Source organism: Rathayibacter sp. AY1B5 (genome assembly GCF_002932795.1).
In the GTDB taxonomy this organism is placed as follows: Bacteria; Actinomycetota; Actinomycetes; order Actinomycetales; family Microbacteriaceae; genus Rathayibacter.
The window spans coordinates 15,930-34,100 of the sequence record NZ_PSWM01000006.1 but is presented as its reverse complement, the minus strand read 5'-3'; the positions used below and the strand labels follow the sequence as shown (position 1 = coordinate 34,100).

Here is an 18,171-nt window from a genome sequence, read left to right as displayed (position 1 = left end):
CCACGGCGTATCCACCCCTCGGCGCGACGTGAAGCGGCCTCGACCGCCGCCGAGCTCGTTACCTTGAGTTCTCCCACGGGAGAAAAGTAGGCGTGACGCGGCTCTCACCACGAGGAGCTACCGACTCGCGACCGAGAGTGTCCTGTAAGGGGATCGATCCGCGGGACGCTTTCAGCGGACTGCTCGGAGGGGCTACTGCTCGTCTTTCCGGGCTGCTCGGCCGACGAAGTGCACGGACCGTCGAGCGTCGACGAGTTCGCGCTTCTCGAAGTGGCGAACGACGAAGGCTCCTGCGACGAACGAGTAGCCGATGCCCTCCGCGATTCGTGTGAGGACCGGGATGGTGCTGATGATCTGTTCGACGGTGGGTGATCCGTTGGCTTGGTAGGGGGCGATCCAGAACGGCACGATCGTGCCGAAGACGATGCCCAGGAGAATCCCGGCGACACCGATCCAGAACATGGAAGTGGACGAAAGTGCTCTGAGCATGGGATCCCCGGAATGTTCGGTGGGCGAGTCGAGAGGCGCCGCTGTCGGACGCGCCGTCCTCGCTCACGGCTGATCGGTCTGGTTACAGGCGCAGGTTGAGCGCGGCGAGGACGGTGACGAGGCCGGCCGCGACGACGACGACCGTCAGTGCAACGCGCCCCGCCGTACGGCGGAGAAGGCCGGTCATCGTGGCGGCGTCCGCCACGCGAGTCGCGATCACGAGGTCAGGAACGCCGGCCGGCGGTTGCGGTGGCGTCGTGGAGTCGTCTTCGCTGGCCGGGACGCTCACGGTCTGCTGAGCCGGCTCGATCCGATCGGGCAGCTTCTTGAAGCGGCCATCATTCGATTCGCCCACAGCGACCTCCCCAGCGGTCGCCGCATCGCGACCCTCCTTCGTGACTGTAGCCGTGCAACTCCATTGCGTCAGCGTGAGCGCGTAGCGGCCTGGAGCTGGAGACTGCTGCGGCGCACGTCTCCTCTCCACTCCTCGAGCGTCCACTGATCGGGTCCCGTAGAGGAACCTGCTGCTTCCCGAGCGCGCTGCTCGCTGCCATAGATTCCAACGACGTCGGTGGCGTCTGCCCAGAGGGCTGTCCTGAGGAGGAGGTAGTGCTCACCGTCACTGCTGTTCTTCACGCCTCGGATCCTCGTCGGTTCCGACGTCGTTCGGTCACCGTGGCGCGAGGTATCACAGTGCTGGCGCGCGTCCCGTATCGGGATCGACCACCGGACGCCCTGCTCCTTCGTCGAGAGACGGAGGATGACCGGTTGATCGTTGACGTTTTGCACCGCGGCTAGTGCGCCACGGCGGTCCAGTTCGTACGCTCAGCACATGACTGTTCCGGGGAACGCGCGGAGTCGACGTCGGCAGCTCCTGATGTGGGTTCTGGCTTCGCTGGTGGTGTTTGCGCTGGTGACTCTTGTTGTCGCCTTCGTGGCAACCCAGCTCAACGCTGCTGCTTTCGCCAGACGCCCGGAGATCGAGAACTGGGCTGACCCGAGCAGGGGAACATACACGCTCGGGCTCGGATGGGGCTTGGTCGCCGCCGCAGTCACCGTCGCGGTCGGCGTCACCGTCGATCGTCTGCGGTTGCGCAACGCAAGGTAGAACGGCGTCCCATATGGGGATCGTCGTCCGGACGGTAAAACTACCCACTGCTATCCAGCGTCCGGTAGGGGGTCGTCAACCGGTCGCACGCGAGTTGCGTGCGCCGCCGCGGCGTGGCGCGGGCGGGGCCGTCTCGTTAGACCTGTCCGGTGGTGATTCCGCTGAGGGGGCGTGAAACGGGGCAGGGAAGGCCGAGCGCCAGGCCGGCTTGTCTATCCCGGGTTGGGTGGTTGCGGGGCTGTGTCGTTGAGGCGGCGATAGTAGGCGACGTCGAGCGCGCTGAGGTGGGTGAGGAGGCGTCCGGCGCGGTCGTGCATGGTCATGGAGCCGTCGTGGAGGCTCGCGATGGCGCCGACGCGGTGCAGCATCAGCACTGTGTCGAGGCGTTCGGCGTAGTGCAGTTCCAGGAAATACACCAGCGGCGGATTGCCGGCCCGGCCTGGGGTGAAAAGGGCGGTGGGCTGGTGTCGGGTGACGCCGGTGTCGCGGTTGAGCTCGCGGAAGATGTACCGCTCGCGCAGCCACGGCCCACCGAGGATCATCGCGACGAGGACGACGACCCCGGTGATGACGAAGGGGTTGAGAAGAACGGCGAGGTCGTTGCCGGTCATCATCCGAGCATGTCCCGGGGGCGGTCGCGGTCCTCGGCTGCTTCGGTGTCCGCGGCCAGCTGCGCGACTCGCGCTTCGATGTAGACGGTGCGCATCGTGGCGTCATGGTCGAGTTGCAGGACTTGCAGGAGGCGGTGCAGTTGTACGGTGCCGGCCGAGGTTTTGCCGGTCAGGATGCGTCGGACGGTGCGCGGTCGGAGCCGTGCGAACACGGCTACCTTCTGTGCGCTCCAGCCCTGCGCCTGCACGGCTGTGGTCAGTACCGTGCCGAGCGCGGTGTCAAAGTGCTGGGGCGCCAACCCGATGAAGTCCACTCAGCCAGGCTAGCCATGCGATTCGTACGCGAACGTGGGTTCAGAGGACGGGTGGTGGCGACCCGTCCGGTGGGGAGCCAGGTGGCGGGGCGTCTAACGAAGCAGTTGGAGCCGCTCGTCAGGTTCGGTCGTTCGTCGTTTCGTCGTCGCCTGTTCGGTCTGGCGAGTTGGGGGTGCGGAGGGGCCAGGCGGGCCACCAGCCGTTGTCGAGTTGGCGCAGGGTCGTGGTGGCGTGTTCGAGGTCGTCGGTGGTGAGGTCTCTGTCGGGGGCGCCACTGCTGCCGGTGTAGCCGCTGCCGTCAACGGCGTGGAGCTGGGTGTGCAGCCACCGGCGACTTCCGAGGGGGTACGTCTCGCGGAAGCCGCCCGCGGCGATGGAAAGGACGGCTTCTTCGAGGCGGTCGGCGGCGGTTTCTGCTGATTCGTCGCAGGCATCGCAGGAGCAGTTCGGCAGGGTGGCGCGGAAGAAGACGCCTGCTTCCACTTGGACTGATTCGTCGGTTGCAGTGACGGTGATCGGGGTTCCGGCGCGAGGCTGCAACCGGATCTGCTGTGTCCCGTCGTGGTCGAGGTGGCGGACGTCGACGGAGTACCAGCGGTGGAGGTAGTCGGCCAGGGCGTCGACGTCATGGCGTAGGGGTGCGAAGCGTTCTGGGTGGGAGACGCGGGAGTACGCGTCGTCAGGTGGGTGGTGGTCGGGCCAGCGCTGCCCGTATTCGATGACGTGGCCGTTGTCGTCGCGGAACTCGATGGGAGGGAAGGCGGCGCGTTGGAACGGAACCGGTGGAACCGTGAACGGCGGTGGAGTGACATCGTGAGCGAGCGCGGTGATTTCGCGGTCGTCGAGGTCTTCTTGATCCCAGGTGGACAGCATCTCGAGGAACGGTTCCCGCTGCTCGGGACGCTGCACCATGGTTCGCACGAGGGCGGCGACCGGAATGGAGCGGACGTTCGTCCCGATTTCCGGCTCGTTGGTGACTCGCCAGGTCGCCGCGGGATGCACCACCGCGATCACGTTCCCGACGAACCGGGCTGCGGCGTCGGCAATCTCTGGCGTCGTCAAGGCGGTCGGATGCTTGGCCAGGAAGAGCCACACTCCCGACACGTCACCAGCAAGGCTCTCTGGGTCCACGCCATGGCGTTGCAGGAACTGAACGAAGAGATCGAAGCCGTCGACAAACCGCACAGGAGTCGGAAGCTCTGTTGCGGGCCGGAACGTCGCAATCGCGGACGAACCCAATTCCGGCATCGACCCGATCTCGCCAGGGAACATCTGTGTTGTCATCAGCTTCCTCCCGCGCCATGAACGACTCCGACAGTGCTCACCATGTCAGCGCCCCGTCACTCTTCAGACGCTTGTAGCGCCGATGTCGAGGCGCGAAGGTAGGCGTACACCGTCTCCCGGCTGATGCCATATTTCTTTGCCAACGTCGTCTTCGGCACGCCGGCACCAGCCCGCTCGCGCAGCTCCGCGACCTGCGCGAGGGTAAGCGAGCGGGCGCGGCCTCGGTAGACGCCGCGCTGCTTGGCCAAAGCGATGCCCTCGCGTTGACGCTCCCGAATGAGTTCGCGTTCGAACTCTGCGAACGCGCCCATCATGTTCAGCAGCAGGTTCGCCATCGCGCTGTCCTCACCAGTGAAGGTGAGCTGTTCCTTGACGAACTCGACCCGGACCTTCTTGTCCGTCAGTCGGCGCACGAGCCGGCGGAGGTCTTCTAGGTTCCTTGCGAGCCGGTCCATCGAGTGCACGAGCACCGTGTCTCCGTCGCGGACGAACCCGATCATCTCTTCGAGCTGCGGACGGTTCACGTCCTTGCCGGAGGCCTTGTCCTCGAACACCCGATCCAGCGTCAGGCCGTCGAGCTGGCGCACCGTGCTCTGATCCAACGTGCTCACCCGCACGTACCCGACCCTCTGACCCGACATGCCGCCTCCGACCCCTACTTGTCCAGTTGAAGTCTAAGAGCCGCAGGGGCAAGTGTCAGACAAGGTCCGACACGGCCCTATTCGGACGCGCTTCGGCCATGGTGCCTGACGTCCGGTTGGGGTGTACCTCAGCTAGACGGAGCCCCCGTCACCCTCCGGTGCGGTCGCTCGCAGTGCGTGGCGGGCGCTGCTTCGCGCCTGGGTGGGAGGTGGGCGCTACGTGGCCGCTTCCTCCATTTCGGTGATGGGAGCCGTATGAGTGGCAGCGTGGAGGGTGTTCAAGGGAAGCAAGAAGAGACGAAGGAGTACATCATGCGCACCAGCACGAGCAACGAATTCGACACCAGCTCGGCCAACCGTCAGAACCACCCGGGACACGGCTTCCGCCGGTCCCGCATCGCTGCGGGCCTGCTCGCAGCATCACTCACCGTCGCAGTCCCGATCGTGGGCGCCGCGCCGGCCTTCGCGGACACCACAACTCAGACAACCACCGCCGTCGCTGACTCCGGCCGCGCCACTGGCGTTACCGAGGGAGCGAACAGCGGCGCTGCCGGTCAGTGCACATGGGGTGCGAAGGAAAAGTTCTTCGAGGCGACCGGGCTGCGTCCCGCCATCTACGGCAACGCCCTCGACTGGGACACCAGCGCCGCCGCGAACGGCTGGACTACCGTCCTGGATGCTCAGGCTCGCAGCATCGTCGTCTTCGAGCCCGGCGTGCAGGGGGCGGACCCCACCTACGGTCACGTCGCCTGGGTCGATTCCGTCGAGCAGCGCGCTGACGGCCTCTACATCAACATCACCGAGATGAACGGTGCCGCCGGACCTGGCGTCTACAACACGCGAACTGTGCAGGACGTCGTGGGCATGTCCTACATCCTGGCTCCGTAGGGTCACCGCAAGAGGCGCTCCGCGTCCGCGAGGGTGAAGGCGGGTGACCCATGGGCCGCCCGCCTTCACCCTGTCCGCGTACCTTCGGCCTCCCGATCGGTAGGCGTCGCTTGCACCGTAGAACGATGCGACGACTCGAACTCGGAGCGGATGGCAGGCGGCCTCAATCACTCACTGACGTCGCGATCGCTGTCCTTCGCGCTCTCCTAGGACGGTTCCTGGACTTTGGGACGGTTGATCGTGTCACCGTTCCACGACAGGTCGGAGTCCTCATCGACGGGGAAGGCCTCGAATCGGCCGTCAGTGAGGATCGCGCTTACGAGCGTGTGCGAGCCGGCGACGATGGTGGAGTCCCAGTCGATCTCGGTGGCGAGCACCCAGGCGTGATCTTCAGGCCAGAGTAGTTGCGGCGCTTCCTCGCCGCGGAGGCCAATCTCGGGACCCCATCCGGGTTCGGCAAGCTCCGCCATGCTCGTGGCGGCCAGTATGTAGTCGTATCGGTCAATGCTGACCGGCCTGCCGAGGAGGTTCTGGCCGGTCCCACCGACCCAGTACGCCGCGAGCGCATCGCCGGGCGTAGTGGTCGCCGAACTGAGGATGGGTGCGAGGGCGGCGAGTACTTGCGGATCGAGTCGTCCGACGTCACTTGTGCCGCCGCGCGGCTCGTCCCTGCCTAGGAGCCGTTCCCACTGGACGAGCGGGTGCATGACCTTGCCGGCAGTAGCAGCAACGTCCGCCCACCGCTGGCGTTCCCAAATGTCATCGCCGTCAGGTCGAGGGTGAAGGACACGGGCGTACGCCTCGAACCCGTATCCGGCGACCGAGCCGACTCGTGCCCAGCTTCGCTCTCGCTGCATGCGCAGCCCAAGCCATTCGGCCCGCTCGACATCATCTGTGATCTCCATGGCCATGACCCTGGCAGGCCGGCACGGCCACGCCAAGACGAGTCGTGGTCGACCTGACGCCGATCGGACGCCACGCCATCGAGCTGATGAACCGAGCTTGGCATCGTGGCGCGGCTGAGGGCGCGCCGTTCGGGTCGGCGCACCCCCGCCGGCGGGCTTGGCGCTCTCGCGTCACAAGCCAAAGATCGGCGGTCCAGGTCCCCGCTCAATCCATGCGGAATCATACACATCGGTTCCTGAGTGATCTGCCGAGCATCAGCCAAACGGGGGAGGGCGATGGGGATAGTGCGTGATGGTTGGTCGTTCAGGTCTGGTATCTCTGGTGAGCCGGGGTCGGGAGGACCTGTCGGCGGAGGGGAAGCGGTGGGGGCGTACGACGAGGCGGAGGATCTTCCTTCACCGCCGCGGCACCATCGTGGCGTCACCGTGGTCCTACTCGTTCTGCTGACGTCGGTGCTGGCCGGCGTCGTCGCTGTCTTCATGTTTGCGGTCGGGTCGCTCGATGACTCGACGTCGGGAGCGGTGCCGCCGTCGGGGAGTGGCCAGGAGCTGGTGTACGAGCTCGTGCCCGTGTTGAACGATGATCCGGCGATCGCGAAGCTTCTTCCCGCGAACACCGAGTCAGACAGTGCAGGCTTGCGCGATGCGTGCGGGGCGCTCGCGGACCGCGATTCGGAGTTCACGATCATCGACGGCGCGACACCTGCCACGTTTCGGGTCGCCCTGGACGCGGCCGCAGACGCGCCGGAGCCGCAGACTTGCTGGATTGGGTTCCGCTGGGTCAAGGACGAAGGCTGGCGCGCTTCCGCGATCCGTCACTGACCACAGCTGAGCGTGGACCACCGTCGGCGTCACGGCTTGTAGGGGGACCAGTCCTGTGAGGGAAGTTCGCGCAGCTCCTCGTTCACCCAGACGCGCCAGCACGTGTCGGTGCGCTCCTGAAAAGCGCCGCTGATGGTCTCGTGCGACCAGCCGTCACGCGATTGGATCCAGCGGACGAGCCAGACCATTTGACCGGCCAACGGCTCAGTGTTGCGCGACATGTGCTCATCATCCTGGACGTCTGCCCGCGCAACGTGTGCTCGTCAGTAGTGGAGCTGTGTGCTCCATCCGTCTCGGCCGCGACCGGTCCACTGGGTGTAGTACAGGCCGCGCTTGTTCAAGAACGGCCCCACGTAATCCAGGCCCGCCGGCCGGTCAGAGCTGGCGCGAACGAAGAAGTTCTCGGGGCCGAAAAGCGGAAGCCCGGTCTCGGCCAACGTGGTGCCGGTCCCGTCGAGAATCGTGAGGCGCCACTGGTCCTCGACGTACTCGACTGTCGCCATCTCGGCGGAGCTGAAGTCGATCATGCGCGGAGCATAACCACCGCACGTTACGCCTGGTGTCGTTTCGCTCGGGTGCGGCTTCTTCCCCTGGGAAGCGGCCCGACCCGGCATCCCCCGACGCGGGGCCGGGCCGCTACTCCCGGCTCAGGGGCCGAGCCGCATCCGAGCCGGGAGCACTGGGGCCGGAGCGAACGGCACTCCGTACATGCCCGACCATAGGTGCCGACTGTGCCCACGGGAGGAGGGTTGACGGCCCTGAGCAGCAGCCGGCGAGTGGTGCTCTCGGCCGCGCTGTGTGACGCGGCCGAGAGCAGAGCGACACCGACGACCCCTCGTCGGTCTGCCGCGCGCGGCGTCGAGGTCCCCACTTCTCAACCGCACCGCCACTTTAGACACGAAGTGCCGAGACGGTGAGCGTGAGCGGAGCGAGTCGAGCAACTCCTGTCAGCGCCGCTCGGCATCCTGACGGCTGGCCGCGCTTCGCTTGCGCAGCTCGCTGACTACCGACTTTGAGGCTGCCAGAAGGGCGCGCTCGTCTTGCGCGTCGGCATCGACTGGGACGACGACGAACGCGCTGTTGGCGTTCACCGTCATCCGTACTTCCATGACCTGCCCATCCACGCGCAGCGCGGGAATAGCGATCGACTCGGAGTGTCCGCCGGCGGCGATCGAACCGACGAAGGCGAGGAGGGCCGTGCACACGTCGTCGGTGGACGTGAACGTCGCGGAAGCTCTCATCCGTCGTCATCACCTACGCGATGTAGCGCTCCGGTGAGCGTCCGGCAGGGGCCGCTGATCGGAACTCTTCCCGAGGGGAGCATTCTCTGAGGCCATCCATCCGATAAGCGGCGCGATGCCGGAGGCGGGTGGCCGTCAGGAGTGCCCCGGAGGGGCATCCCGGAGGGACGCGCAGCGCTCTTGACGGTCGGCCGGCGCAGGCAAGAGTGAAGCGTCGGATGGACGGCCGGACCGCAGCCTGCGCGCACGTCGCGGGAAGGCAGAAGCCCCCGCGAGCGTGACTGCTCGAGCGGGGGCTTGCTACTCGACGAGGGCGGTCGTCGTGCGCGATCGACCTACTCGTTCGGCCACGACGCCAGAGCGTCATGGGGGACGATTGTCGGCACTCCGTCGACGGTCTGGATCGTCGTGCCGGGCTCTCCGAGTCCGGCGGCGTGCGCGATCGCCGCGAGGACCAGTCGCGTGTGTTCGAGGTCGAGCCCGGCGACGTCCTCGCGGAGGTCGACAGGGACACCCTGACCGAGCGACGACGCGATCCGCGCGACGCGCTGTTCGCCTCCGCTGAGCGCTCCGATTTCGTAGCCGAGGCGGTCGAAGTCGATTGCGCTCGTGTGCCAGGCGTTGTCGGTCTTCACCCACGGTGCTCCGGCGTACACGAGGCCCGATCGGATCAGCAGTTCGACGGCGGCCGCGAGCGGGTTGGACCCTTCCGCCCAGGCGCGGACCTGACCGTGGAGCGCGGAGGACTCGTCGTCGGTCATGCAGCGTTCTCGATGGACGCAGAGCTGTCGCTCTCGGTCGAATCGGCGGGAATTCCCTCCGCCGACGTTGTGCGTCGCGCGCGGGTGACGCGAGCGCGAGTCTGCTCGGGTCGCGGCACTCCTGCTGCGCGGAGTTCCTTCTCCGACCATCCGGCGGCGAGGGCGTCCGCCCACGCCTTGCTGTGTCGGTTCTGCGCGTCGCTGAGGGCGGCGCGTGCGGTGTCGGTGTCGTTGGCTGCGGAGACGATCGTGCGGACCGCCTCGACGCGCTTCTCGACGCTCTGTTCGAGCAGTCGGCGGGCGGCGTCGGCGGCGTCGTCAGGGTTCCTCGTGTGGTCGCTCATGCGGAAAGGCTAGCCGCCGCCGCCGTCATGCGGAAGGCGCGGACTCAAGCGTCTCGGGTTCGGCTTCGCCAGCCGAGACGCTCGGGTGTCCTTCGGACCCGAGTTACACCCAAGTCGCGCTCGGTGCGAAGATGGTTTGTGGAGCAAGCTATAGGTTTACCCGTGGTAAACCGCTCGCGCCCCTTCCGCTGCGCGGCCGGGTCGGCGCATACTGGTCGTATGGTCCCCGCCTGGGGGCGGGTTCGCTGCGCTGGGCCGGAAGGACGGTGAGGGTCGTGTCGGAGTCGTCACGAGAGGGTCGGTTGTTCGGCCGGCGCCGCCGCGCGAACGTGCCGGGTGTCGCTGCGCGGTCGAAGCGGTACGAGGTGTCGGTCACGCCCGAGGAGGACGCGCACCTGCGCGCCCGTGCCGAGGTGCTGGAAGTGACGGTGCCGCGGCTGCTGTTCGAGTCCGCGATGAACGCCCAGGTGCGCACGGACACGGAGTGGCGGTTGGTGGTTGCTGAGCTGTTCCGGGCGTCGAAGCTGTTGCAGAAGACGTCGGACAACATGAACCAGCTCGCGCGGTTCGCGAACAGCACGGGCCAGTTCCCGGCCGAGGCTGTTGAGGCTGCGGAGGAGTACCGGCGGGTGCGACGCCTGATCGAGGCGACGGCAGACCGGCTCGGTGGACGGTGAGAACGAACATCACGCGCGGCACGCGCATGCGTGGACTGATGGGCTACCTCGTTGGTCCCGGTAAGACGAACGAGCACGAGGAGCAGCACCTGATCGCGGGGGATTCCGCGATCATGGCTGAGTACGGGCATGAGATTCTGGATGGCGCTGCGGCTGCGGCGATCGCTGCGGATCTGGACCGACCGCGGGAGCTGTTCGGCGTCGAGGTGACGCGCAACAAGGTGCGCACCGACGAGAACGGCGAGGCGGTTCGGGACTCGGCCGGTGCGATCGTGAAGGATCGCGTGGCGGCGGATGTGTGGCATTGCTCGCTGTCGCTGGCGGCGGAGGAGGGCCAGCTCACAGACGAGCAGTGGGGCCGAATCTCGACCGACTTCGTGCAGCGGATGGGCTTCGCTGGCGAGGACATCGGCAAGGCCGATTGCCGGTGGGTCGCGGTGCGTCATGGCCTGTCGAAGCACGGCAACGACCACGTGCACATCGCCGTGTCGCTGGTGCGCGAGGACGGCACGAAAGCGTCGGTGCACAAGGACTACGAGCGGTCGCAGACGATCAGCCGTGAGCTGGAGCGCGAGTACGGGTTGCAGGTCTACCAGGCGCCGGAGCGCGAGTTCCCGGAGCGCGGTGTGCGGCCGGGAGCGCGTGAGTCCGCTGCACGTCGCGGGCACGTCGAGCCGGACATGCAGCGCCTCGAGCGCGCGGTGCGCGCGGCCTCGTCCGCGTCGCAGGATGAGAGCGAGTTCGTTCGCCGTCTGCGTCAGGGCGGGGTGCTGGTGCGGCCTCGTTTCGCGACGGGCCGTGATGATGTGATCGCCGGCTATTCGGTCGCGCTGCGGCCGACGAACGGTGAGAAGGCGATCTGGCACGGCGGCGGCCGGCTCGCGCGCGACCTGACGTTGCCGGAGCTACGGAAGGGCTGGCCGGACCAGCCGGAGTCGGCGTCGGATGCGGCGTCCGAATGGCGCGCGACAGCAAAGAATCCCTGGAAGTACACGCCGGTCAACCCTGGCCGGGAGACGGCAGAGCCGGCCCCCGAGCTGTTCGAGGCGTACGCCGCGGACATGGACCGTCTGCACGACTACATCAGGTCCGTGGACCCCTCCGACAAGGCCACGTGGGCGCACGTCGCTCGCGAGACGGCCGGCGCCTACGCGGCGTGGTCCCGTCGAATGGAGCCCACCCCGGGACCGCTCGCTGACGCTGCGCGATCGCTCGCCCGCTCGGCGCACCTTCGGGCGCACGAGACGCGCCCGCGGCCCGCGATGATGCCCTCGACGGCGGCGTACTCCGCACTGATCATGGCCGCGGCGGGGAACAAGAAGAATGCAGCCGCGGAGCTGCTGCTGCTGAACCAGTTCGCGCGCTTGACGCACGCGGTCGCGTCGGCTCACAAGGCAGCCGGTGATGCGCGACGGATGCGCGAGCTGTCACAGACGTTGCGGGGTCAGTTGTCCGCTGTTCGCGATGGCTACCAGGGCGTCGTGAAGGCCGAGAAGGTCGCGGAGAACGAGCGGGCCTGGCAGGCGCTCCCGGAGGAGCTCAAAGACGTTCGCCGGCTGTCCCAGACCAACTTCGGGTCGGGCAGTCCCGTGCCCACGAAGCTCACCAAGGCTGACCGGGAGCGCGAGGAAGCGATGCTCGCGGACCGCGCCCGACAGTCTCGGCAGGGACCTGACCAGGACCGCGGCGACCGTGGCCGATAGACGATTCACCAAGGCAAGGGGAGGAAGTCATGAGTGACGACGACGAGGTAGGCCAGGAGGTCGGTCAGAACGTCCGGATCGCGTTGACGATCGCGATGCAGATGGGCGAGAAGTTCGCCCGGCTGCGCGAGGAGCTGGCCCGCGACGCGCAGGCACGCTCCGCCGCGCAGGCGCGCGAGCTGTCGGCCCGTTTCGACGCCGAGCGCGGCGCTGCACGCGCAACGTTGCAGGTCGTGGACCGGCCCGACTGGTGGGAGAAGGCGAGCATCCAAGACATCTCGAAGGTCGCGGAGACGGCGCAGGCGTGGAAGAACCACGACCCGATCGCGGAGCGCGCGTCGGCCGTCGTTCAGCGCGAAGTGTTCGAGCGCTACGGCGTCGACACCGCCGTGCTGCGCGACGCCGCCGGTCAGGCGAAGTCGGAGCTGGACCGGGCGAGGGAATGGGCCACCAACTCCGCGCCGGAGCACTACCACCGCCACGACGACGACCGTCTCACCATGGACATACGCGGCCGCGCAGAGCCGGACGTGAACGCGGAGCGCGCTCTGATCACCGACTACCGCGCGGCGCTCGCGGGCGACGCCGGCACCCTCGAACTCTCCGCGGCCGAGGAGTGGAAGCGCGACACCGACCCGGCCGGGTTCCAGGACTACCGCGTGCAGACGTCGATCGACTGGAACGACGGAGAGTTCCGCACTGCGGACCCCGCGGCCGTCGCTGCTGCACGAGCCGCGCTGGTCGAGGAGTGGAAGGACACGGTAGCTCCCGAGCGTGCTCGAGCGGGAGCGGAGGTTACGGAGGCACAACTACTGATCGCGGAAGCCGACCGCCTCGACCGCGCGAACGACGCCCGCAACCAGGAGGCCGCTCGAGAAACCCCCGGTGCGTCCGACGTCGACAACGGGCGCGCGGAGATGGCTGCGCAGCTCGAAGCGCGCGCGAGCGACTACGACCGCGACGCGGCCGCCGGTGGCACCGCCAACGCGACTCCTGACGAGCTGCGCGAGCTGGCCTCCGACGCGCGCGCTCAGGCACAGCTCTTCCGCGACGACGCCCCCGCAGAGCGCCAGGAGGCCGCACAGGGCACCGGAGGCCCGTCCACGGAGTCGGCGCCGCCCGCGACGGATCCGCGCGCGTCAGCGTCGCGTGAGGCCGGAGAGATCGCTTACGACAGTGCCGAGCGTCGACAGTCGACCATTCAGGCGATGGAAGCCAAGGGAGTCCCCCCGCACGTCATCGAGGCGCGGATGAGCGCCGACAGCGCGCACGCCACCCCGCCCAGCGCCGCGGTGACGTCGAAGGCTCCGATGAGCACCGTCCCTCAGACGCGGCGCGGTCGTGGCCAGGGGCAGGGCGCCGATCGCGCGGACCTGAGCCGCTAGCCGGAGCGTCGAGAACGAAGAAGGGGAGCACCGGACGGTGCTCCCCTTCTTACGTCCTCAGAGCGCCTCTCAGGCGTTTTCTCTGGATGGGCGCTGCGTGTACAGCGGCGGTTGTAGATCGGACGGGAAAGTGCCTTCTACCGGTGCCGTGTAAGGCAGCGGTTCACCGAGCCGGTTCTCGTCCGTCGAGTCAGCGAACGGCCCGTCCGCAGAGAGTAGGACGCTCATGTGCGGATCGCAGTGGTTGATCCACCACGCACTCATCCCGGCTTTCGGGTCGGCGCGTGCGGCCTCCCAGGCCCGCCACAGCGCCTCGATGCGCTGTTGTGCTTCCTTGGACTCCCACCAGGCTGCTTTCCACCGCAGACCTGCACCGGAGCCCTGCGCCATCACTCGGCGCCGGTAGGTGCCGATGAGCTGCTTGCGCACGAACTCATCCGCCGACCCGAAATGCGTCGTGGGCTCTTCGCTCTCCGGGGCACTCGTCGCCTCGTCGGCCGCTGACGCAGGCGCGGCCTCGTCGTCCACGCCCCCGTAGAAGTCATCGCTCATGAGTCCGTCACCGGCGTGAAGCCGTGTCCCTGCTCCGGGGCCGGCGGCGGCGTCGGTGTCGGCGCTGCGCCAGGTCGGTGGTTCGCGATGGAGGCGTTGATCGCGGCCACGAGCGGCTTGGGGCCGTCGAACCACGGCACCGTGCGCAGGATCGCGGCACGCGAGCCCGAGGACATCAGGATCGCCCGCCCGATCTTGCGCCCCTTCTTGGGCGTGGGGAGGTTCGCGAGCTCCGCGACGTCGAGGATCAGTTCGCGCTTCAACGCGCTGGTGGTCGAGCGCACGCCCTTGTTCATGCTCGCGGAGGTCGTCTCGCGGTCGTAGGTGCCGATCAGCTCCGACACCATCCGCAGGAACCCCGTCTCCGAGATTCCGCCGGCGTAGATCTTCGCGTTCGCGGCCGACCACAGCTTGTCCATGCCCTCCTTCCCGAACACGCTTACGCCCTGTGACCAGGACTGGAACACCGACATGATCGGGATCCCCCGCGAGCCGTAGTGGCTGTAGAGGTCGGGGAGGTCGCGCCAGCGGCAGACGTTCGCCGCCTCGTCGAGGACGCCGAGCATCGGGGTCTGCATCCGGCCGCCGGGCGACACCGCGGCCAGCTCCTCCGCGGCCTCGACCGTTGCGGCGGTGAGGGCGAGGACGAGGGGGCCTGCGCTGCCGGCGCCCTCCTTGGACAGGCTGTAGAGCGTCCCGGTGGAGCGGACGAAGGCGGCCGGATCGAATTCCGGCCGGGTGTCGTTCTCGCTGGTGCGGTTCACCCACTGGCGGGTGCCGGAGTCCTTCAAGCAGGACGCCATGCGCCGGGCAGTGGAGTACACCGATCCGCGCTCCCGGTGCTCCAACCGCGTCGCGCCCTGCAAGCTCTTGGCCATCAGCGGGAAATCGCTCGAGGCCAGGATGTCTCCGGCCGTCTCGTCGCCGGGTTTCGTCGTCCACTCGTAGACGTCCGTGATCGGTCGGCCATCGAGGGCCGCGGCGAGCAAGAAGCCTGCCAGCAGCTCGCGACCGGACGGCTCGAAGTGCGCATCCGAGCGGGCGCCGACCTCGCTGGATCCGGACGCGAAGTGCTGCGCGAGCTTCGCGGCCTTGGTGTCGTCGGTGACGTAGGAGAGCGGGTTCCACCACCACGACGGCGGCTCAACCGCGACGCGCTGCGGGTCGAACACCCACACCTGCCCCCGTGCTGCGCGGAGGTCGCGGGTCGCGTCGAGCACGTCGCGCTTGTTCGAGGTCGTGACCACGGACCCGGGAGCGCCCGTGATCGCGGGGATGACGAACGAGGTCGACTTGCCCACGCGGGGGCCGGCGAGCAGCAGCACCATGTCCTCGAACGAGGCGTAGAGAGGTCGACCGTCGCTGAGCAGGTCACCCAGAGGGACACCGAACGAGTCGGTCACGCCCAGTCGGGCCGACTTCTCCTTCGCCTCCTTCCCGCGCATGTGGCTCATCTCCGCGGAGGTCGCGGTGTGGCGGGCGGTCCAGTCGATCGGGGTCCGGTTCTTCTTCCCGCCGTTCTTCGCGATCAGGAACAGGGTGCCGAAGAACACGACCACGGCGCCGATCCCGGCGACGATGAGCGTCGCGGTGCCTGGCCAGACGAGTCGGCCGCAGAACACGTCGACCACGACGGAGAAAAAGTTCGACGGGTCGGTGTCCATGTCGGGATTCACGCCGTCGACCTGGGACCCGACGCGGACCGCGATGTAGATGGTCAGAGCGATGATCAGGACACCGCCGGCCGCGAACGCGACTCCGAAGCCGTTACTGGCCTTCCCGGGCTCTTTCCGGCGGTTGTTCGTGAGGCTCATGGTGCGGCTCCTTCGGTCGGTGCGGGGCTGGTGAGAGTGGTCTGAGCGGGGATCGCGTGCTGCACCTGTGCGGTGAACGCGAGGGTGGCGGCCGTGGCCACGAGGACCGCGACCGCCAGCAGCCCGGCGACCGCGCCGATCTGGCCGAGCGGACCCCGCAGCAGCGCGCCCCCGGTGCGGGCGGCGATCACGACGTCGCCCGCTCGAGCAGCGGAACGGATACCGGCAGGAACCGGCGCGGCTCGCACCGCTCGTAGATCGGCCCGTCGTAGGGGGCCGTCGTGTCGTCGCTGGTCGCCTGCCGGCTGGTGCCCCAGGTGAGGAGGGCCTGGCCGTTGTCGGCGTACTCGACCGGCAGGTCCGTCATGTGGTCGGTGTGCGGGAGCGTCGTCGTCATCGAGCAGCCCCAGAGGTAGCCGTCGTAGACGACCGTCGACGCGCAGCTCATGCGATCACCCGGTCCCACTGTCCCAGGCGACGAAGCCCGCCATGAGGGCGACCCCGGTCCAACAGCCCGTGAGTAGAAACCGATCGCGCTCCGCCGCCCCCCCGGCGGCGGGCGGCGATCACGCTGACGATCGCGGCGCCGGCCGCGCCGAGCGCGACGCAGCTCGCACCGAGGGCGACGAGGACGCTCACGGCAGAATCTCCACCATGACCGGATCGGTCGCCAGGGGCTCGTTCGCGCGGCCTGCGCGGCTCGTGGTGTGCCAGAGCTTGTTGGTGTCGTTGACGTCCTTCTCCGCCGCGGTCAGGTGGACGCGGACGGGGATGCCGGGACGGCCGCCCACCTTGATCAGGAACAGGCCACGGCCGGGCGGGTCCGCTTCCTTCCCGGAGACGCCATCCCAGGCGGGCGGGTCCTGCCAGCTCGTGAGCATCTCCTGCTCCTTCGCGGACAGCGGCACCGCCGACGTGAGCAGAGGCATCTCCGCACCGGGAAGGCCGCCGCAGATGACCATGCCGGAGCGCTCCACGAATCCGCGGGCCTTCATCCGGTCCTCTTCGCTGGAGAGCGCGAGGAGGTCGGACATGGTGTGGCTGATCATCGCGAGGCCGACACCGCGGGCACGGTTGAGGCGGGTGAGCGCGTCGACGCGATCGACCATGCCCTTTCCCGCGCGCAGCGCCCGCCACAGCTCGTCCAGGATCACGAAGTAGTGCCGGCGGGGCTCGATCCCCGCATCGGCCAGCGCCGCGGCGACGTTGACCGTCCCGAACCCGGCGGACCAGCACGCGAGGAGGATCGCCGCCTGGAGGTCACCTTCGGAGTCATCGATCGAGGACACGTCGTAGACCACGGGCCGGTCCCGCCGCATCGGGGTGGTGGTCTGGCGGGAGAAGATCTCGCCCAGCCGGCCACCGGAGGTGAGGCCGATGAGCGACGCTTCGAGGTTCTCGGTGATTTCCTTGTACCGCTTGAGGTCGTTGCGGTCGAGCGCGACCTGTCGAATCTCGTCCGGCGCGGCCTGGATCACGGCGAGCAGGTCCGCGAGGACGGGGATGCCCTCGTGGTGCTCGTCCAGGTACTTGAGCGCCCGGTCGATGATCGTCTCCTCCCGGTCCGTGGGCGGCTGAGAGCGGAGGATCGTCAGGAGCGCTGCGATCATCGTGTGCCGGCGGCCGTGAGCGTCCGCGAGCACCTGAGCAGCGAGGCGCTGCGCCTTCACCGCACGCAGGCGCAGCTCCTTGGAGTCGCCGCCGCGCGCGTCGAGCTCCGCGGCTTGCTCGAGCGCCTGGTCGGCGTCGTCGCGCAGGCGCTTCGCCGCGCTGGTCGCCTCGCCGGGGTCGAGGATGTTCAGGTAGCCGCGGTCACGGCCGAGGGTGATGACCTGTCCCTCCATCGCGCGGATCAGATCCACGTAGTCAGGCTTCAAATCCCCGAGGACCAGCGGAATCGTGCCGTACCCGGCGAGCCCGGTCGCCATGCGGCGGGTCAGCGAGGACTTTCCCAGACCCGGCTTGCCGAGGACGAACATCGACGGGTTGGAGATGAGCTGCGCCCGCTGGAACCAGCTGATCGGGTCGCACAACACGGAGGCCCCGGTGGTGAGGTTCTTCCCCAGCGGCACGCCGATCATGGGCGTGCCCGTTCCGACCGAGAACGGGTACAGCCCGCACACCTGAACGGTCGTTGCGCGGAACTCATCGGCGGGCTGAATCGAGACGGCCTGTCCGCCGCCGCGGCCGAGCCATCCCGTCGACGTCGGCCGCATCGGGCGCTTCGGCGCCGACTCCTTCTCAATGTTCTGTCTGCCGCCCTGGTGCGGGATCGCCCGCTTCTTCCGCGACCGCTTCGAGGGCTTCTCGCGGGCGAGAGGAGAGCTGGCGGCGCGAGCTGCGGCGGCCTCCTCCTCAGCCTTCCGCACGCGGCGTGAACGGGCGCGAGCGTCCGTCGACGTCGCCGCGGCCTGCGCCGTCGTCGGGGCTCCGACCGCGCCCGTGGGCGTGGCGGAGTCGAGCGCGTCGACGTCGCCGGCCTCTTCGCTCTGGTCGACGTCGACGGCACCGGTCGGCAGCTCGTCCCCGTCGACGTCGGCGGGGACGTCGACGGGCTCGGTGTCGCGGTGGCGGGAGAAGAACTTGGTGGTGCTGCTCACTGGGGGCCTCCAAGAAGGGTCGGAACGGCGA

Annotated in this window: 23 protein-coding genes; 6 read left to right on the top strand and 17 right to left on the bottom strand. The window is 68.3% G+C overall.

Going from position 1 to position 18,171, the window contains the following annotated elements; translation table 11 throughout:
* Positions 1-192 precede the first annotated feature (192 nt).
* Positions 193-462 carry a hypothetical protein gene (locus C5D44_RS05715; protein WP_104224259.1) on the bottom strand — a complete coding sequence of 90 codons (270 nt, stop codon included), beginning with the start codon at positions 460-462 and terminating at the stop codon, positions 193-195.
* A gap of 109 nt (positions 463-571) precedes the next feature.
* Entirely contained in the window at positions 572-844 is a 273-nt protein-coding gene (locus C5D44_RS05710; protein ID WP_104227086.1) for a hypothetical protein, read from the bottom strand.
* Positions 845-1,321: 477 nt separating this feature from the next.
* Between C5D44_RS05710 and C5D44_RS05705 the strand changes: the two genes are divergently transcribed.
* Positions 1,322-1,597 carry a hypothetical protein gene (locus tag C5D44_RS05705; protein ID WP_146078850.1) on the top strand — a complete coding sequence of 92 codons (276 nt, stop codon included), beginning with the start codon at positions 1,322-1,324 and terminating at the stop codon, positions 1,595-1,597.
* Between the two features lie 212 nt (positions 1,598-1,809).
* On the opposite strand, the gene C5D44_RS05700 is transcribed toward C5D44_RS05705, so the two are convergent.
* From C5D44_RS05700 to C5D44_RS05685, 4 genes are all read right to left on the bottom strand, one after another.
* On the bottom strand, positions 1,810-2,208 hold the full coding sequence (locus tag C5D44_RS05700) for a hypothetical protein (RefSeq protein WP_104227088.1): 399 nt from the start codon (positions 2,206-2,208) through the stop codon (positions 1,810-1,812).
* Positions 2,208-2,522, bottom strand: a complete 315-nt coding sequence (locus C5D44_RS05695) for a helix-turn-helix domain-containing protein (protein WP_104227089.1) — start codon at positions 2,520-2,522, stop codon at positions 2,208-2,210. Before C5D44_RS05695 ends, C5D44_RS05700 begins: the two co-directional genes overlap by 1 nt.
* A 118-nt stretch (positions 2,523-2,640) precedes the next feature.
* Positions 2,641-3,807: a DUF6226 family protein gene (locus C5D44_RS05690; RefSeq protein ID WP_104227090.1), complete on the bottom strand. Its 1,167-nt coding sequence runs from the start codon at positions 3,805-3,807 to the stop codon at positions 2,641-2,643.
* Positions 3,808-3,863: 56 nt separating this feature from the next.
* Positions 3,864-4,448 (bottom strand): recombinase family protein, encoded by a 585-nt coding sequence (locus C5D44_RS05685; protein ID WP_104227091.1) that lies wholly within the window; start codon positions 4,446-4,448, stop codon positions 3,864-3,866.
* A 312-nt stretch (positions 4,449-4,760) separates the two neighbouring features.
* On the opposite strand from C5D44_RS05685, the gene C5D44_RS05680 reads away from it, so the two are divergent.
* Entirely contained in the window at positions 4,761-5,336 is a 576-nt protein-coding gene (locus C5D44_RS05680; RefSeq protein WP_219812207.1) for a CHAP domain-containing protein, read from the top strand.
* Between the two features lie 206 nt (positions 5,337-5,542).
* On the opposite strand, the gene C5D44_RS05675 is transcribed toward C5D44_RS05680, so the two are convergent.
* Positions 5,543-6,241 carry a hypothetical protein gene (locus C5D44_RS05675; RefSeq protein WP_146078502.1) on the bottom strand — a complete coding sequence of 233 codons (699 nt, stop codon included), beginning with the start codon at positions 6,239-6,241 and terminating at the stop codon, positions 5,543-5,545.
* A gap of 363 nt (positions 6,242-6,604) precedes the next feature.
* On the opposite strand from C5D44_RS05675, the gene C5D44_RS05670 reads away from it, so the two are divergent.
* On the top strand, positions 6,605-7,063 hold the full coding sequence (locus C5D44_RS05670; protein WP_104227094.1) for a hypothetical protein: 459 nt from the start codon (positions 6,605-6,607) through the stop codon (positions 7,061-7,063).
* A 29-nt stretch (positions 7,064-7,092) separates the two neighbouring features.
* On the opposite strand, the gene C5D44_RS05665 is transcribed toward C5D44_RS05670, so the two are convergent.
* From C5D44_RS05665 to C5D44_RS05645, 5 genes are all read right to left on the bottom strand, one after another.
* Positions 7,093-7,284, bottom strand: a complete 192-nt coding sequence (locus C5D44_RS05665; protein ID WP_104227095.1) for a hypothetical protein — start codon at positions 7,282-7,284, stop codon at positions 7,093-7,095.
* A gap of 42 nt (positions 7,285-7,326) precedes the next feature.
* A complete protein-coding gene (locus C5D44_RS05660; protein ID WP_104227096.1) occupies positions 7,327-7,590 on the bottom strand; it encodes a hypothetical protein in 264 nt (87 codons plus the stop codon).
* Positions 7,591-8,010: 420 nt separating this feature from the next.
* A complete protein-coding gene (locus C5D44_RS05655) occupies positions 8,011-8,304 on the bottom strand; it encodes a hypothetical protein (protein WP_104227097.1) in 294 nt (97 codons plus the stop codon).
* 335 nt (positions 8,305-8,639) lie between these two features.
* A complete protein-coding gene (locus C5D44_RS05650) occupies positions 8,640-9,065 on the bottom strand; it encodes a hypothetical protein (protein ID WP_104227098.1) in 426 nt (141 codons plus the stop codon).
* Complete coding sequence (locus tag C5D44_RS05645) at positions 9,062-9,409, bottom strand: hypothetical protein (protein WP_104227099.1); 348 nt, start codon at positions 9,407-9,409, stop codon at positions 9,062-9,064. Before C5D44_RS05645 ends, C5D44_RS05650 begins: the two co-directional genes overlap by 4 nt.
* 365 nt (positions 9,410-9,774) lie before the next feature.
* On the opposite strand from C5D44_RS05645, the gene C5D44_RS05640 reads away from it, so the two are divergent.
* Genes C5D44_RS05640 through C5D44_RS05630 form a run of 3 tightly spaced genes read left to right on the top strand, consistent with a single transcriptional unit; the run spans position 9,775 to position 13,174 of the window.
* The gene (locus tag C5D44_RS05640; RefSeq protein ID WP_236553717.1) at positions 9,775-10,086 is read left to right on the top strand and encodes a plasmid mobilization relaxosome protein MobC; all 312 of its coding nucleotides are present in this window, start codon (positions 9,775-9,777) and stop codon (positions 10,084-10,086) included.
* Positions 10,083-11,789: a relaxase/mobilization nuclease domain-containing protein gene (locus tag C5D44_RS05635; RefSeq protein WP_146079000.1), complete on the top strand. Its 1,707-nt coding sequence runs from the start codon at positions 10,083-10,085 to the stop codon at positions 11,787-11,789. The genes C5D44_RS05640 and C5D44_RS05635 overlap by 4 nt, the downstream gene beginning before the upstream one ends.
* Before the next feature lie 29 nt (positions 11,790-11,818).
* Complete coding sequence (locus C5D44_RS05630; RefSeq protein ID WP_104227101.1) at positions 11,819-13,174, top strand: hypothetical protein; 1,356 nt, start codon at positions 11,819-11,821, stop codon at positions 13,172-13,174.
* Positions 13,175-13,243: 69 nt separating this feature from the next.
* Here C5D44_RS05630 and C5D44_RS05625 read toward each other — a convergent pair whose 3' ends face one another.
* From C5D44_RS05625 to C5D44_RS05605, 5 genes are all read right to left on the bottom strand, one after another.
* Positions 13,244-13,726: a DUF4913 domain-containing protein gene (locus C5D44_RS05625; protein ID WP_104227102.1), complete on the bottom strand. Its 483-nt coding sequence runs from the start codon at positions 13,724-13,726 to the stop codon at positions 13,244-13,246.
* Positions 13,723-15,540 (bottom strand): type IV secretory system conjugative DNA transfer family protein, encoded by a 1,818-nt coding sequence (locus C5D44_RS05620; RefSeq protein ID WP_104227103.1) that lies wholly within the window; start codon positions 15,538-15,540, stop codon positions 13,723-13,725. Before C5D44_RS05620 ends, C5D44_RS05625 begins: the two co-directional genes overlap by 4 nt.
* On the bottom strand, positions 15,537-15,731 hold the full coding sequence (locus C5D44_RS05615) for a hypothetical protein (protein ID WP_104227104.1): 195 nt from the start codon (positions 15,729-15,731) through the stop codon (positions 15,537-15,539). Before C5D44_RS05615 ends, C5D44_RS05620 begins: the two co-directional genes overlap by 4 nt.
* Positions 15,728-15,988 carry a hypothetical protein gene (locus C5D44_RS05610; RefSeq protein WP_104227105.1) on the bottom strand — a complete coding sequence of 87 codons (261 nt, stop codon included), beginning with the start codon at positions 15,986-15,988 and terminating at the stop codon, positions 15,728-15,730. Before C5D44_RS05610 ends, C5D44_RS05615 begins: the two co-directional genes overlap by 4 nt.
* Before the next feature lie 187 nt (positions 15,989-16,175).
* The gene (locus C5D44_RS05605; RefSeq protein ID WP_243616529.1) at positions 16,176-17,756 is read right to left on the bottom strand and encodes an ATP/GTP-binding protein; all 1,581 of its coding nucleotides are present in this window, start codon (positions 17,754-17,756) and stop codon (positions 16,176-16,178) included.
* Between the last annotated feature and the right edge of the window lie 415 nt (positions 17,757-18,171).

Bases quoted from the DNA above. Each gene is read 5' to 3' on its own strand.
- C5D44_RS05715 (WP_104224259.1), bottom strand. From the start codon at position 462: ATGTTCTGGATCGGTGTCGCCGGGATTCTCCTGGGCATCGTCTTCGGC.
- C5D44_RS05655 (WP_104227097.1), bottom strand. From the start codon at position 8,304: ATGAGAGCTTCCGCGACGTTCACGTCCACCGACGACGTGTGCACGGCC.
- C5D44_RS05690 (WP_104227090.1), bottom strand. From the start codon at position 3,807: ATGACAACACAGATGTTCCCTGGCGAGATCGGGTCGATGCCGGAATTG.
- C5D44_RS05610 (WP_104227105.1), bottom strand. From the start codon at position 15,988: ATGAGCTGCGCGTCGACGGTCGTCTACGACGGCTACCTCTGGGGCTGC.
- C5D44_RS05630 (WP_104227101.1), top strand. From the start codon at position 11,819: ATGAGTGACGACGACGAGGTAGGCCAGGAGGTCGGTCAGAACGTCCGG.
- C5D44_RS05700 (WP_104227088.1), bottom strand. From the start codon at position 2,208: ATGACCGGCAACGACCTCGCCGTTCTTCTCAACCCCTTCGTCATCACC.
- C5D44_RS05660 (WP_104227096.1), bottom strand. From the start codon at position 7,590: ATGATCGACTTCAGCTCCGCCGAGATGGCGACAGTCGAGTACGTCGAG.
- C5D44_RS05665 (WP_104227095.1), bottom strand. From the start codon at position 7,284: ATGTCGCGCAACACTGAGCCGTTGGCCGGTCAAATGGTCTGGCTCGTC.
- C5D44_RS05605 (WP_243616529.1), bottom strand. From the start codon at position 17,756: ATGCGGCCGACGTCGACGGGATGGCTCGGCCGCGGCGGCGGACAGGCC.
- C5D44_RS05680 (WP_219812207.1), top strand. From the start codon at position 4,761: ATGCGCACCAGCACGAGCAACGAATTCGACACCAGCTCGGCCAACCGT.
- C5D44_RS05705 (WP_146078850.1), top strand. From the start codon at position 1,322: ATGACTGTTCCGGGGAACGCGCGGAGTCGACGTCGGCAGCTCCTGATG.
- C5D44_RS05675 (WP_146078502.1), bottom strand. From the start codon at position 6,241: ATGGAGATCACAGATGATGTCGAGCGGGCCGAATGGCTTGGGCTGCGC.
- C5D44_RS05685 (WP_104227091.1), bottom strand. From the start codon at position 4,448: ATGTCGGGTCAGAGGGTCGGGTACGTGCGGGTGAGCACGTTGGATCAG.
- C5D44_RS05650 (WP_104227098.1), bottom strand. From the start codon at position 9,065: ATGACCGACGACGAGTCCTCCGCGCTCCACGGTCAGGTCCGCGCCTGG.
- C5D44_RS05625 (WP_104227102.1), bottom strand. From the start codon at position 13,726: ATGAGCGATGACTTCTACGGGGGCGTGGACGACGAGGCCGCGCCTGCG.
- C5D44_RS05620 (WP_104227103.1), bottom strand. From the start codon at position 15,540: ATGAGCCTCACGAACAACCGCCGGAAAGAGCCCGGGAAGGCCAGTAAC.
- C5D44_RS05645 (WP_104227099.1), bottom strand. From the start codon at position 9,409: ATGAGCGACCACACGAGGAACCCTGACGACGCCGCCGACGCCGCCCGC.